The following is a 12,490-nucleotide window of genomic DNA, read 5'->3' on the forward strand; positions in this document are numbered from 1 at the left end:
GGTGCCGTCCGGGATGTTGCAGCAAACGGCTGCACCTCCTTATCTCCCTTCCTGTATCCGCGGGTCTCAGTCAACACTGAGAGGCCGATGTGACCCTTATTTTTTATCCGGAAAACCGACAATGAGCCGCTGGAGCGTGTTAGGCGCAGGCGTCAGCGGGCTATGCGTGGCAACCCTGCTGGTGGAGCGCGGTGAATCTGTTGAAGTCATCGATGACGCGCAGCGTCTGCCCGCATCCTGGTATGCCGGTGGCATGCTGGCACCCTGGTGTGAAGCAGAAAGCGCCCCCGCCGACGTTATTTCACTGGGTCAGCATGCCGCTCGCTGGTGGCAGCAGCGCGTAAGCTGCGTTGAGCATCAGGGCACGCTGGTGCTGGCTCCGCCACGCGACAGTCAGGAGCTGAACCGTTTTGCGCGCCTGACTCACGCGCATCAGTGGGTCAATCCGGCAGAGGTAGAGCCGGCGCTGGAGGATCGCTTCGCACGGGGGCTGCTGTTTGCGGGCGAAGCACATCTTGATCCCCGGCTGGCGCTCACTGAGCTGCGCCAGAAGCTTGAGGCGCACGGTGCAACGTTCCATCACTCCGCGCCTTCCGGACAGATCATCGATTGTCGTGGCATTCATGCCCGCGACGCGCTGCCCTCGTTGCGGGCCGTGCGCGGTGAAATGATCATCTTACAGAGTCAGGATCTGCACTTTTCGCGGCCACTTCGTCTGCTGCATCCGCGTTTTCCATGCTATCTGGTTCCGCGGCGTAACGGCTGCTTTATGCTGGGTGCCACCATGATCGAGAGCGATGATGACAGCGCGATCAGCGCCCGCGCCATGATGGAGTTGCTGAGCGCCGCCTGGGCGATACATCCGGCGCTGGCTGAAGCGCGCATTATCGAGAGCGCCAGCGGCCTGCGGCCCGCCTGGCCGGATAACCTGCCCGAAATTCGTTATGAAAACGGTATTTATTATCTTAACGGCATGTATCGCCACGGCTTTCTGCTGGCGCCGATGCTGGCAGAGCAGCTGATGCAACAACTGATTCAGGAGACCCCTTATGCAAATCCAGCTTAACGGACAGATCGTTGAAACCCAGGCGCAGACAGTCAGCGAACTGCTGCAGGAGCAGCAAATCGACGCCAGCTGCGTGGCGACAGCGCTGAATGGCAACTTCGTGCCCAGAAGCGCTTACTCCCGTCAGCCGCTTGCGGCAGGCTGCCAGCTGGAAGTCCTGTCACCGATGCAGGGAGGGTAACGCATGTTTTACGACTTTACGGGCGCATCGCGCTTTCTGCTGGGTACAGCAGGGTATCCGTCACCGGCCATTCTGCAGCAGGCGATAGCGGCGGCGGGCAGTGAAATTATTACCGTAAGCCTGCGGCGGGAGGGCAGTGCGGGTGCCGCGTTTCGCGACCTGCTGGCCAGCCTTAACGTTCGCGTACTGCCCAATACCGCAGGTTGCCACACGGTGAAAGAGGCGGTAACCACGGCGCATATGGCGCGTGAGCTGTTCAATACGGCCTGGATCAAACTTGAGGTGATTGGGCATGCCGATACGCTGCAGCCCGATCCGTTTGCGCTGGTGGAAGCCGCACGCATCCTGTGTGCTGAAGGATTTAGCGTATTTCCCTATACCACGGAAGATCTGATTGTTGGCGAGAAACTGCTGGCTGCCGGCTGCGAGCTACTGATGCCCTGGGGCGCACCGATTGGCTCAGGGCAGGGCCTGCGTAATATTGACGGATTGCGCGCCATGCGGGCGTGGTTCCCGGATACGCCGCTGATTATCGATGCCGGGATCGGTGCTCCTTCCCAGGCGGCGCAGGCGATGGAGCTGGGCTTTGACGGCATTCTGCTTAATACCGCCGTCGCGAAAGCGGGCGATCCCATCCGCATGGCAGCGGCGTTCAGCCAGGCCATTGCTGCGGGGCGCAGCGCCTGTGAGGCAGGGCTGATGGAAAAGCGCGATATGGCGATGGCATCAACGCCGGTATTCGGTCTGGCCACACTAAGCTGAGGAGAACAGGATGGAACGCTATCAGCGACAGATGATACTGCCGGAAATTGGTGCGTCAGGGCAGCGTAAGCTGGCGCAGGCGCGCGTGCTGGTAGCCGGCGCGGGCGGTCTGAGCGCGACGCTTCTGCCGCAGCTGGTGGGGGCCGGCGTGGGGACGCTACGTATTTATGATGCCGATGAAGTGGCGCTGCATAATCTGCATCGCCAGACGCTCTTTACGCAGCAGGATATCGGGCAGTCAAAAGTGCTCAGCGCGCGTCAGGCGCTGACGCAGCGCAATCCTGAGGTCAATATCGAAACCTGCGCACAGGCCCTGACGGCCAGCAACATCGCGCAGGCTATGGCTGACTGTTCGCTGGTCATCGACGCGGCCGACAATTTTGCCGTGACCTGGCAGCTTTCAGACGCCTGCTATGCGACCGGTACACCGTTTATCAGCGCTTCAGTGCTGGGCCGGCAGGGCTATGCGGGCGGATTTTGCGGAGGTGCGCCCAGCTACCGGGCGCTGTTTCCCCGGCTGCCGCGTACGGCTGCCAGCTGCAACACGGCAGGGGTGATGGGGCCGGCTGTGGCCGCGCTTGGCGCGATACAGGCGCAGATGGCGCTTACGGTGCTGCTTGATCTGCAGCCGTCTCCGCTGGGATTACTGGTCAACTGCGATTTTGTGAACTGGCACTTTCGCGCGTTTCGCTTTGATGAAGCGCAGGAGCCTGTCGTGCCGGGCGTGCCCTTTATCGACTGCTCGCTGCTTACCCCGGCAGATTGTATTGTCGAGCTACGCAGCCGGGATGAAGCGCCCCACAGCGTGGCAAGCCAGGCTGAGCGTATTTTGCCGGCAGATCTGGCGGCCTGGCAGCCACCCGCTGGGCGGCGCATCGTGCTGGTTTGCGCCAGCGGTATACGCGCCGCACAGGCGGCCAGCGAGCTGGCGGAGCGGGGCTATACGGACCTGGCGATTCTGGCGGCCAGCAGCAGTTAGCCGGCGGCAGGTTTTTCGGAAAATACTGGAATCCTGTGACTGTTATCACATGAAAAGCCACGCTAAACTAAACGCTTCTCATTTTGCTAAGGGATGATCGTCACAATGCTTTCACGTTTTACACTGGCTTCTTTAACCGCTGCCTTACTGCTTACCGGCTGCGCCCGTCATCACGCTGATGAGACTGCCAGCACCGCGCCGGCAGAGGTGAGTGCTGCCGCACCGATTGAGAACAGCAACACCGACACGCCCTTTGCCAGCGGACCTACGGTAATCAACGTTTCACACCTGGTTACGCGCACGGATGATGGATCGGCAGTGTATGTTACCGTTGACGGCCAGGAAGCGGGCATGCTGAAAAAAGGTGAGAATAAAGAGATCCGCGTGGCGGCAGGCAAGCATGAAATCGGCGGCTATGTACAGACGCTGTTTGGTTTTGGCAAAGTCACCATTCCGGGCGTTGATATCACCACGGATACGGCTAAGCCGAAACATGTGGTTTATTCAGTGACCCGCCAGCGTCCGCAGTTCAGTGAAAGCAGTACGCCTCCCGATAACTCCTGAGAAAGTGCGGTGCTGCAGCACCGCTCCCTCCCGCGATATTCATCTGGCTGTCTGACATCAGCTCAGCAGCGCATGAATAACATCAATGACATTGATTACCACAATAAACAGCACGAGGTGTGTGAGCAGGTTGCGCGATCGGGGTCTGGAATAAGACATTATCTATCCTGAATAGTTAGCCTGACAAATATGTGCTGTGGCTTACTATTACTGATTCAGAATAAGAATACCATGCCAGGCCATCTTAAACCGGAGGCGGACAAGGGTTACGCGTCAGGAAAAGCTGACCGGCTCTGGTTTGATAGCGTAAATGCAGAAGAGAATAGAGAGGAATCCGAACGGGATTATTCGTGATGCTGGCGCTGATAAGCGTGAGAATAGCGGTTAACCGCTGGCTCACTCATTAATCTTTGCCCGGCAGCGACACGCTGTTTTGCAGATGCTCACGTAAGTGATGGTGCAGGGCGCGAATCGCTGGCGAGAATTGCCTGCGGTGCGGACAGATCAGATGCAGTGGCGTCGCCTCACCTTTTACCTCAGGCAGAATCAACTCCAGCCTCCCCTGATGTACATCCTCAGCCACATCCAGCCAGGACTTATAGGCGATACCCATTCCTGCCAGCGCCCAGCGGCGTGCGACTTCCGCGTCATCACACATAAGGCGGCTTTTTACCGTGATAAGCTGCGCGCCCTCCGCCTGCGGAAAGCTCCATTTATCATATACGTGGCCTCCCATCATAAACGGCAGACAGTGATGGCGGGTGAGATCGGTCAGCGCGGCAGGCCGGCCATGTTCAATAAGATAATCGGGTGATGCGACCAGTACCCGCCGGTTATTTTCAGCCAGCGGCAGCGCAACGTAGCTGCTCTCCTCTAATTTGCCGTAGCGAATAGCGATATCTACCGGATCGCGGAAGACGTTACTGACCTGATCGGAGAGTGAAAGGCGCAGCTGCAATCCGGTATGCTGACGGCAGAAACGGGTCAGTAACGGCAGCAGGATATGCCGCCCGATATCGGATGGCATCGCAATTTTCAGTTCACCGCGCAGTTCGTCGTCATGACGCTGCAGACTCTCTGCACCTGCCTGCATCAGCGCCAGCATCTCCTGTGCAAAAGGCAGATAGCGCTCACCTTCGGCGGTCAGCCGCAGACTGCGCGTTGAGCGCGCAAACAGGCGACGATCGAGATCGCGCTCCAGCCGCTGAATCGCCGCGCTGACCTGACCCGGCAGCAGGTTTGCTTCGCGCGCGGCACGGGAGAAGCTGCCCAGCGCAGCTGAGCGGACAAACAGCGTAATATCTTCGAGACGAACCATGACGTTTTTACCTGGCAAACCGGATTTTCACTCTACGAGTGAAAGTCTTCCCCTGCAACGTCGATTTTTCCATGCGCCATTGCCCGCTATGCTTGATGGGTATTCAGAAAATCTGTCAATCACCATGGAGATAAGGCATGAAAGCCATTGTTTATAGTCAGAACGGCTTACCCATTTCGGATGAAAATGCGCTGTATGACGCTGACGTTGCCAAACCTCAGCCCGGCGCCCGCGATCTGCTGGTCAAAATCAATGCCATTGCGGTGAATCCGGTCGACACCAAAGTACGTAAAGGTGCCGCCACTGAGCAGCCGCGCATTCTGGGCTGGGATGCCGTCGGTGTGGTAGAGGCGGTGGGTGAAGCGGTTACGCTGTTCCGCCCGGGCGATGAGGTGTTTTATGCCGGCGATATCAGCCGGGCCGGCAGCTATGCAGAGTATGGTCTGGTGGATGAGCGCATCGCCGGCCACAAACCGCGCTCCCTGAGCGACGCCGATGCGGCTGCGCTGCCGCTGACGTCACTCACCGCGTGGGAGCTGCTGTTTGACCGTCTTGAGGTGCAGGCGGATGAGAACGCAGCGCTGCTGATTGTGGGCGCGGGCGGGGGAGTCGGTTCTATTCTCACCCAGCTGGCACGCAAACTCACCGGGCTGACAATTATCGGTACGGCATCCCGTCCTGAGACTGAAGAGTGGGTGCAGCAGCAGGGCGCGCATCACGTTATCAATCATCACCAGCCGCTGGCGGAGCAGTTGCGTGCGCTCGGCATCGACACGGTGAAGTATGTTGCGTCGCTGACCCATACCGACAGCTACTATACGCAGCTGATTGAGGTGCTGGCGCCGCAGGGCAAGCTGGCGCTGATTGACGATCCTGAGACGCTGGATGCCATGCCGCTTAAGCGTAAAGCGATCTCATTACACTGGGAGCTGATGTTTACGCGCTCGCTGTTTGAAACGCCGGATATGCAGCGCCAGCATGAGATTCTGCAGCGTATCAGCCAGCTGATTGATGATGGCACCCTGCAGACCACCGCCGGGGAGCATCTCGGCAGCATCAATGCGGCTAACCTGCGCAAAGCGCATGCGTTGATTGAGAGCGGACGCGCGCGCGGCAAGCTGGTGCTTAGCGGTTTCTGATAACGTGATTCACCCGGCACGGAGCGGCCGCTTCGTGCCGGGTTTCAGTCAGGAAAACGTCACCCGCTGCCTTAAGCTAATCTGATGGCCGTCGTAATTTTCGCTAACCCCCTAACTATTATAAGAATTTGCTCTGCAAATCGTGGCTGCCGCTCTGGCTGAATGCTGCGGGTCATGATATGACTGCTCTCTGTGCTTTCAGCCTTCCGGAGAGAATTATGTATAAGCGAATTTCACTGGCTCTGCTGCTCTCGTACTGCGTTATTCAGTCAGCCGCGGCGCAACAGACGCTGCGTTTTGGCGTCGATCCCACCTTTCCCCCTTTTGAATCCAAAGCCAGCGATGGCTCGCTGCAGGGGTTTGACATCGATCTCGGCAACGCCATTTGTGCCCAGGCCAAAGTGAGCTGCAAATGGGTTCAGATTGGCTTTGATGGCTCTATTCCGGCGCTGCAGGCAAAGAAGTTTGACGCGATTTTGTCAGCCATGTCGATGACGGAGAAACGACGCGAGCAGGTTGCATTCAGCGATATGCTTTATGTCACCCCCAGCGCGCTCATCACCCCGGCTGACAGCGCCCTGACTGATGATATCGCCACGCTGCGCGGTAAAAACATCGGCGTAGCGCAGGGGACTATTCAGGAAACCTACGCGCAGACTTACTGGGCACCCAAAGGCGTCAGCGTGGTCTCCTATCCCAACCAGATGGAGATTTATCCCGATCTCGTTGCCGGACGCCTTGATGGCACGCTGGCGAATGCGGTGTCTGCCGATCAGGGCTTCCTGAATACCGCAGAAGGAAAGAAATATGTGAATAAAGTGACCCTGACCGATAAAGCCGTATTAGGTAACGGCGTGGGAATCGGGCTGCGCAAAGATGATGTCGCAAATCTTAAACTGATTAATGCGGCTCTGGCAGAACTGCACCGCAACGGTACCTACGATCGTCTGGCGCAGAAGTATTTCAAATATAAAGTCTACCCCTGATCGGGATGTGTGGATCCGTTATCTGCCAGCAGGAGAATTATGCATAACCTGACCGATTACCGCACGCAACGGGCCCGCTTCCTGGCTGCCGTTGAGCATAAAAAAGGGGTGCTGCACACCTGGCAGCATCCGTTATGCGGTCCGGCCGGTGAAGCGCTGTTTACCGATCTTGCCGTGATTGGCAACCCGCACGCCTCGCGCGTCATGCTGATTATCTCCGGCACGCACGGCGTGGAGGGATATTACGGGTCGGATAATCAGATAGAGTGGCTGAACAGTCTCGATGCGGCCCGCTTACCGGCAGAGTGTGCCGTGATGCTGATTCATCTGCTGAACCCGTGGGGAGCGGCGCATCTGCGGCGCGTCAATGAAGAGAATATCGATCTGAACCGCAATTTTATTCCGTTCAGCGCGCCGCTGCCGGATAACGCTGACTATGCACGCTATCACGCGTTTTATCACGGCGAGCGGGCAGAGGCGGATCGGCTGCTGGCTGCCGCGCTGCAGCGCGACGGCTGGCCGGCGATCAAGCGGGTGGTGGAGGCCGGACAGTATCAGCACGCTGATGGTCTGTTTTATGGCGGAAAGCACGCCACCTGGTCGCAGCAGACGCTGCAGAAGATCGTAACCGGGCATCTGCTGCGGGCAGAACAGATCCTGAGTTTCGATCTGCATACCGGCGCAGGCGCATGGGGACACCCGATGCTGCTGGGCATTGCGCAGAAGCAAGTTCCTGTGCACGCCCGGGGACGCGAGCTGTATGGTGAATGGCTGACGCTGATCGATACCGGCAGCGGGCAGGAGAGCGCCACCGGCATCACGGCAACGGCCACCGGTTACGTTTCGCAGTTTCTGCTGGATCAGCTGCCGCACGGTGCCATCCTGCCGCTGGTGGTGGAGTGTGGCACTTACGCGGGTGAGGAGATGCACCGGCGGGTGCGGGACGATCACTGGCTGCACTTAGAGGGCGATGTGCAGAGTGCGGCCGGGCAGGCCCTCAAACAGCAGCTGGTTGAGGGGTTCTGGCCACAGGACCGCGACTGGCGCGAGCTGACGGCATTCCGCACGCAGCAAATTTTCCGGCGCGGCTGGCAGGCGCTGCTGTCACAGCCGGCCGTAAAACGTCATGCGGGCGGTCTCTGACAGCGCAATTCCTGGCTGCGTATTGTAAGCGAGCACCGCCAGCATGCGGGTGATATCACCTTCGGTCGGCGTTACGCGATGAAGCGAATTGCGTCCGCGAAACAGCACCAGATCGCCCGCCTCAATCGCCAGCGCATCCGGCGTGCGGGCTTCATTGAGCACTGCGGCGACGCCGTCGTAGTTCATCTCGCCCGCGTCAGCATCGCGCAGATCGCGTACGTACTGGAACACGCCGCCTGCCTGCGGCTTCTGCAGCAGCAGGGTAATGGCAAAGGAGGAGTTGTCGAAATGCCAGCCCAGCTCCTGACCCTGTGCGGCATAGTGCAGGTTGATTGACGAGAGCGGATCGGCATAAGGATAGAGGGCGCTCTCGTTCAGCACGTCGCAGAGAAACTGCTTAAACAGCGTGTCGTTGTACAGATGACGCAGCGGTGAGTCGTGAGCGATCGCCTCATCGGTAATACAGCCTTTGGTGCTGATGACATCGCGGTTACGGGGGTGGTCTGCGCTCAATGTCTCGTCTGTTTTCAGCAGATAGACGTTATGATTGCTGCGCGTATGCCAGGCAAGATGGCGCTGCGCGTTCCCTTCTGTAATGATAGCCTGCAGCGCTGCTGGCTGCAGAAATTGCCGCAGCACCAGGGCGCCGTGTTGTTCCAGCTGCGCGCGACACTGCGCGCGCCAGTCAGCGTCCGCCAGCGGATGCAGGTCACAACGTATTAATCCAGACATAGTGCGGTTCCCGATAGCAACAGTGTACTGAAACTCTACGTTGCTGCGGCGGGAATGCGTAACGATAAATCATTACTTCCCTGCTAAGGAAACGTTAATGTCCGTCAGTGCTTCGCGTCTGCCAAAGATCAGCCTTATTCTCGCGTTCAAAGCTGCTGCAGAGCTGGGCAGTCTTGCAAAAGCAGCCGCGCACCTGGCGCTGACGCCGGCGGCGATCAGCCAGCAGATCCGCCAGCTGGAGACGCTGCTGGGTCACGCTCTGTTTGTGCGCACGCAAAACGGGGTCATGCTGACAGAGAGCGGCCGGGCCTATCTGCGCTATGTTTCAGAAGCGTTTGATATCCTGCGGATGGGACAGCTCAGTCTGCGCCAGGCGGCCAGCCGGCCTGCGCTGACTCTGTACGCACTGCCGGCGCTGGCGTCAAAGTGGCTGATGCCGCAGCTGAACCACTGGCGCGCGTGCTGTCCCGCGAGCGACCTCTGCCTGCATGGCACCCATGCACAGGTCGACTTCAGCGCCACGCCGGCTGATTTCGCTATCGTATTCGGTGACGATCGCTATCCGCAGCTGGAGAAACAGCGGCTGTTTCATGACGAGGTGCTGCCGGTAGCCAGCCCGGCGCTGCTGCAGCGCTTCCCGCGCGATCGGCTATTTAACCAGGCGCCGCTGATCCATCTCGACTGGGGCAATGAGGGGCGTTTTCTGCCGGACTGGCAAAGCTGGCTGCAGGCGCGCGGCCACGGCGAACCCGCGCAGCAGCCCGCTTTCACCTTTAACCTCACGTCGCTGGCGATAGATGCTGCGGTTGCGGGGGCCGGGCTGCTGCTGGGTCAGCGGCGTCTTATTGCCGCTGAGCTGGCGCGGGGCGATCTGGCGATCGCAGATAGCTTCAGCCTGCCGCTCAGTAAGCCCTACTATCTCGCCTGGCCGCAGCGCACGCTGCAGCAGCCCGACGCCCGGGCGCTGATAGCGTGGCTCACTGCGCTTGCGGCCGCCTGATTTTACCCGCACGCTGTAGCCAGATAATCTGCACCGCTGCCGGAAGGGACGAGACTATGTCAGAAAATAAAGATTGGGTTGAGCTGCGACGCGACCAGGAGACCGGCATTGAGAGTATCAACGCCCACTTCAGCGGTCACGCTTACGACGCACACGATCACGATGAGCTGCTGGTCGGGGTGACCCGGCAGGGACTGCAGCGCTTTAACTGCCGTCGCGCACTGCATACCAGCACCCCCGGCCGCGTCATTCTTATTGAACCGGGCGCGGTGCATGATGGCCACGCGCCGGAGGCTGCGGGTTTTACCTATGTCATGCTTTACCTGCCGCAGCCGTGGGTGGCTGACATGATGCAGCAGCGCGGACAGGGAGATATCGCCCGGATCGGCGGCGCATTCCGGCATACGCTGACGGATGACGTGCAGCTTGCCCGCGCCACTGAAGAGGCGTGGTATGCCATTCACCAGCGCGAAGGGCGTCTGGCGCGCGATCAGACGCTGGAGCAGTTGATAACGCTTTTGTCGCGGCATCTTGAACGGCGTCCGGAGCGGCCTGAGACGGCGGCACAGCGTCAGATGCTGCTGCTGCGCGACTATCTGCATGATTTTATGGCACAGGATATCGGACTCGACGAACTCTCGCGTCTTGCCGGGCTGGATCGTTTTCGCCTGACGCGCCAGTTCCGGCAGGCGTTTGGTCAGTCGCCGCACGCTTATCTGGTGCGCCTGCGGCTGCGCGCGGCGCGCGCGCTGCTGGCGCAGGGCGTGGCACCGGTTGAAGTCGCTGCCCGCACCGGGTTTGCCGATCAGAGTCATCTCGGCCGCTGGTTCCGGCGCGCCTGGCATATGACGCCGGCGGCCTATCAGCGGGCGTGCACAAACGTTCTATACGGCGCACCGCCGCATCAGGAATGATAGCGTTTTCCTTTCTGAAGAGAGCGTTATGCCATGTCTGACACCAAAATTGCCCTGATCGTACGCGATGATTTAGCCACCTGGCAGCGTCTGAACGTGGTGGCGTTTATCGCTACCGGCCTTGCCGCCGGGGCACCGGAGATGCTGGGGGAACCCTACATCGATGCGCAGGGACGTCACTATGGCCGGATCGCCGGACAGCCGATGCGGGTGTTTTCCGGCAATCTCGCTGGCCTGCAGCGCGCGCATCGCCAGGGGCTGGAGCGTGAACTGACGCTGATACCCTATGTAGAAGCGATGTTTTCTACCGGCAACGACGCGGCTAACCGCGAGGTGTTTCTGGCAGAAAACGCGCAGGAGATGAATCTGGTTGGCCTGGCGCTTTTTGGTCCGAAAAAAGCGGTCGACAAAGCGATCAAAGGGCTGGCGCTGCATGAGTAGTCAGCCCGGCTGACGCGGCGTCATCCGCCGCGCACCGAGCCGCGCCAGATCACCTCTGCCTGATAAAGACGCGACGCGGGCGGCTCTCCATCCGTACCGGAGGCACCATGCTCGCCCGATTCCGTGGCGCTAAGCCAGGCCACGGCGTCACGTGCAAACTGCTCTACTGGCTGTGCAAAGGTTGTCAGGTTATAGGACGCCCAGCCCGCCTGCGCAATGTTGTCATAGCCGAACAGGCAGAGATCGTCTGGCACCCGTAGCCGGAAGCGGTGACGCGCTTCATCCATCACGCCGCAGGCGATAAGGTCTGTCACGCAAAATATCGCATCAGGCCGCTGCGCGCGCGTCAGCAGACGGTGTGCCAGAATTTGTCCGCTCTCATATGAGGTTGTCCCAAACCTCTCAACGGTAACGTGCAGGCCAGCGGCATCCGCAACGGCCAGAAACGCCGCTTCACGCTTCTGCAGACTGGGCGTGCCGGCCAGCGAGTTAGCAAAGGCAAGATGGCGGCAGCCCGCGCGCTGAAAGGCCATAACGGCGGTTTCAGCAGCGCTTTGCGCGTCCAGATGAATGCTGAGCGAGCCTGGCAGCGTTTCATCGCGGTTAATCAGAATGATGCGCTGTCCGTGCCGGTAGCACTGGGCGGTGATGGCACGGTCCGGCATGCCTGACAGGATAATCGAGGCGTCGGCGCGGAAATTGATCGCCTGCAGCAGCGCGGCCGACACGCTGCTGTCAGAGCGATCGGTATTGATCACCATCGCCACTTTGCCCGCCTCCTGCAAAAATTGTGTCAGCCAGCGCACCAGCGTCGCGCGGTAGGGCGTGGCGATCTCTGAGACAATCAGACAGACAATGCCGCTGCGGTTACGCACCAGGCCGCGTGCCAGATGATTTACGTGATACCCCAGCTCTTCTGCGGCTTTCATTACTCTGGCCCGCGTAGCGGCAGAGACGCTGGCACCCGGCGTAAAAGCACGTGAAACGGCTGACCGGGAGACTCCGGCCCGCGCTGCCACATCCTGCGCGCTGACGCCCGCTTTATCGTTATGCATGGTTACATCCTCAACTCCCGTCGCTTAACTGAGTCTGCCGCAAATTGCAAAGCTGTGCAAATTATCCTTCGGCTTAAATGTTGCATTTTTGTGACGCAGGCAGTCAATTGCAGAGTACAGCGTTTGACAGCCTATTTTCTGTCCGTTACTAATTTGCACACACGTGCAAATAACAATTAATGCGCACCCTCTGCCCGACAGGAGACTACT

14 protein-coding genes are annotated in these 12,490 nt (G+C 59.5%); 11 read left to right on the plus strand and 3 right to left on the minus strand.

What is annotated here, in order from left to right:
• The first annotated feature begins 121 nt into the window (after positions 1-121).
• The 5 genes from B4056_RS09005 to B4056_RS09025 all read left to right on the plus strand — a co-directional run bounded on the left by B4056_RS09005 (position 122) and on the right by B4056_RS09025 (position 3,552).
• Complete coding sequence (locus tag B4056_RS09005) at positions 122-1,066, plus strand: FAD-dependent oxidoreductase (RefSeq protein WP_113655315.1); 945 nt, start codon at positions 122-124, stop codon at positions 1,064-1,066.
• Entirely contained in the window at positions 1,050-1,247 is a 198-nt protein-coding gene (thiS, locus tag B4056_RS09010) for a sulfur carrier protein ThiS (protein WP_040113622.1), read from the plus strand. Before B4056_RS09005 ends, thiS begins: the two co-directional genes overlap by 17 nt.
• Positions 1,248-1,250: 3 nt before the next feature.
• Entirely contained in the window at positions 1,251-2,009 is a 759-nt protein-coding gene (locus tag B4056_RS09015) for a thiazole synthase (protein ID WP_094110761.1), read from the plus strand.
• Between the two features lie 10 nt (positions 2,010-2,019).
• On the plus strand, positions 2,020-2,988 hold the full coding sequence (locus B4056_RS09020; protein WP_094110760.1) for a HesA/MoeB/ThiF family protein: 969 nt from the start codon (positions 2,020-2,022) through the stop codon (positions 2,986-2,988).
• A gap of 105 nt (positions 2,989-3,093) precedes the next feature.
• Positions 3,094-3,552 carry a hypothetical protein gene (locus tag B4056_RS09025; protein ID WP_040113616.1) on the plus strand — a complete coding sequence of 153 codons (459 nt, stop codon included), beginning with the start codon at positions 3,094-3,096 and terminating at the stop codon, positions 3,550-3,552.
• Between the two features lie 403 nt (positions 3,553-3,955).
• On the opposite strand, the gene B4056_RS09030 is transcribed toward B4056_RS09025, so the two are convergent.
• Positions 3,956-4,870 (minus strand): LysR family transcriptional regulator, encoded by a 915-nt coding sequence (locus tag B4056_RS09030; RefSeq protein WP_040113614.1) that lies wholly within the window; start codon positions 4,868-4,870, stop codon positions 3,956-3,958.
• Positions 4,871-5,007: 137 nt separating this feature from the next.
• On the opposite strand from B4056_RS09030, the gene B4056_RS09035 reads away from it, so the two are divergent.
• The 3 genes from B4056_RS09035 to B4056_RS09045 all read left to right on the plus strand — a co-directional run bounded on the left by B4056_RS09035 (position 5,008) and on the right by B4056_RS09045 (position 8,138).
• On the plus strand, positions 5,008-6,009 hold the full coding sequence (locus B4056_RS09035; protein ID WP_071668389.1) for a zinc-binding alcohol dehydrogenase family protein: 1,002 nt from the start codon (positions 5,008-5,010) through the stop codon (positions 6,007-6,009).
• A 218-nt stretch (positions 6,010-6,227) separates the two neighbouring features.
• Positions 6,228-6,995, plus strand: coding sequence for a transporter substrate-binding domain-containing protein (locus B4056_RS09040; protein WP_094110759.1), 768 nt, complete (start codon positions 6,228-6,230; stop codon positions 6,993-6,995).
• 39 nt (positions 6,996-7,034) lie between these two features.
• Complete coding sequence (locus tag B4056_RS09045) at positions 7,035-8,138, plus strand: DUF2817 domain-containing protein (protein ID WP_094110758.1); 1,104 nt, start codon at positions 7,035-7,037, stop codon at positions 8,136-8,138.
• Here the strand turns inward: B4056_RS09045 and B4056_RS09050 are convergent.
• On the minus strand, positions 8,100-8,870 hold the full coding sequence (locus B4056_RS09050; RefSeq protein WP_094110757.1) for a 2OG-Fe(II) oxygenase family protein: 771 nt from the start codon (positions 8,868-8,870) through the stop codon (positions 8,100-8,102). The two genes, B4056_RS09045 and B4056_RS09050, sit on opposite strands and share 39 nt — an antisense overlap.
• Before the next feature lie 97 nt (positions 8,871-8,967).
• On the opposite strand from B4056_RS09050, the gene B4056_RS09055 reads away from it, so the two are divergent.
• From B4056_RS09055 to B4056_RS09065, 3 genes are read left to right on the plus strand one after another with little or no spacing between them, the layout of a single operon-like run.
• Positions 8,968-9,870 (plus strand): LysR substrate-binding domain-containing protein, encoded by a 903-nt coding sequence (locus B4056_RS09055; RefSeq protein WP_094110756.1) that lies wholly within the window; start codon positions 8,968-8,970, stop codon positions 9,868-9,870.
• 56 nt (positions 9,871-9,926) lie between these two features.
• On the plus strand, positions 9,927-10,784 hold the full coding sequence (locus B4056_RS09060; RefSeq protein ID WP_094110755.1) for an AraC family transcriptional regulator: 858 nt from the start codon (positions 9,927-9,929) through the stop codon (positions 10,782-10,784).
• Between the two features lie 33 nt (positions 10,785-10,817).
• Positions 10,818-11,225 (plus strand): DUF2000 domain-containing protein, encoded by a 408-nt coding sequence (locus B4056_RS09065; RefSeq protein WP_040113600.1) that lies wholly within the window; start codon positions 10,818-10,820, stop codon positions 11,223-11,225.
• 20 nt (positions 11,226-11,245) lie between these two features.
• Here the strand turns inward: B4056_RS09065 and B4056_RS09070 are convergent, their stop codons facing one another.
• Positions 11,246-12,280, minus strand: coding sequence for a LacI family DNA-binding transcriptional regulator (locus tag B4056_RS09070; protein WP_094110754.1), 1,035 nt, complete (start codon positions 12,278-12,280; stop codon positions 11,246-11,248).
• Positions 12,281-12,490 lie beyond the last annotated feature (210 nt).

Source organism: Pantoea sp. UBA7232, from assembly GCF_002473195.1.
Lineage (GTDB): Bacteria > Pseudomonadota > Gammaproteobacteria > Enterobacterales > Enterobacteriaceae > Pantoea > Pantoea eucrina.

Bases quoted from the DNA above. Each gene is read 5' to 3' on its own strand.
- B4056_RS09070 (WP_094110754.1), bottom strand. From the start codon at position 12,280: ATGCATAACGATAAAGCGGGCGTCAGCGCGCAGGATGTGGCAGCGCGG.
- B4056_RS09005 (WP_113655315.1), top strand. From the start codon at position 122: ATGAGCCGCTGGAGCGTGTTAGGCGCAGGCGTCAGCGGGCTATGCGTG.
- B4056_RS09015 (WP_094110761.1), top strand. From the start codon at position 1,251: ATGTTTTACGACTTTACGGGCGCATCGCGCTTTCTGCTGGGTACAGCA.
- B4056_RS09055 (WP_094110756.1), top strand. From the start codon at position 8,968: ATGTCCGTCAGTGCTTCGCGTCTGCCAAAGATCAGCCTTATTCTCGCG.
- B4056_RS09060 (WP_094110755.1), top strand. From the start codon at position 9,927: ATGTCAGAAAATAAAGATTGGGTTGAGCTGCGACGCGACCAGGAGACC.
- B4056_RS09050 (WP_094110757.1), bottom strand. From the start codon at position 8,870: ATGTCTGGATTAATACGTTGTGACCTGCATCCGCTGGCGGACGCTGAC.
- thiS (WP_040113622.1), top strand. From the start codon at position 1,050: ATGCAAATCCAGCTTAACGGACAGATCGTTGAAACCCAGGCGCAGACA.
- B4056_RS09020 (WP_094110760.1), top strand. From the start codon at position 2,020: ATGGAACGCTATCAGCGACAGATGATACTGCCGGAAATTGGTGCGTCA.
- B4056_RS09030 (WP_040113614.1), bottom strand. From the start codon at position 4,870: ATGGTTCGTCTCGAAGATATTACGCTGTTTGTCCGCTCAGCTGCGCTG.
- B4056_RS09065 (WP_040113600.1), top strand. From the start codon at position 10,818: ATGTCTGACACCAAAATTGCCCTGATCGTACGCGATGATTTAGCCACC.
- B4056_RS09040 (WP_094110759.1), top strand. From the start codon at position 6,228: ATGTATAAGCGAATTTCACTGGCTCTGCTGCTCTCGTACTGCGTTATT.
- B4056_RS09035 (WP_071668389.1), top strand. From the start codon at position 5,008: ATGAAAGCCATTGTTTATAGTCAGAACGGCTTACCCATTTCGGATGAA.
- B4056_RS09045 (WP_094110758.1), top strand. From the start codon at position 7,035: ATGCATAACCTGACCGATTACCGCACGCAACGGGCCCGCTTCCTGGCT.
- B4056_RS09025 (WP_040113616.1), top strand. From the start codon at position 3,094: ATGCTTTCACGTTTTACACTGGCTTCTTTAACCGCTGCCTTACTGCTT.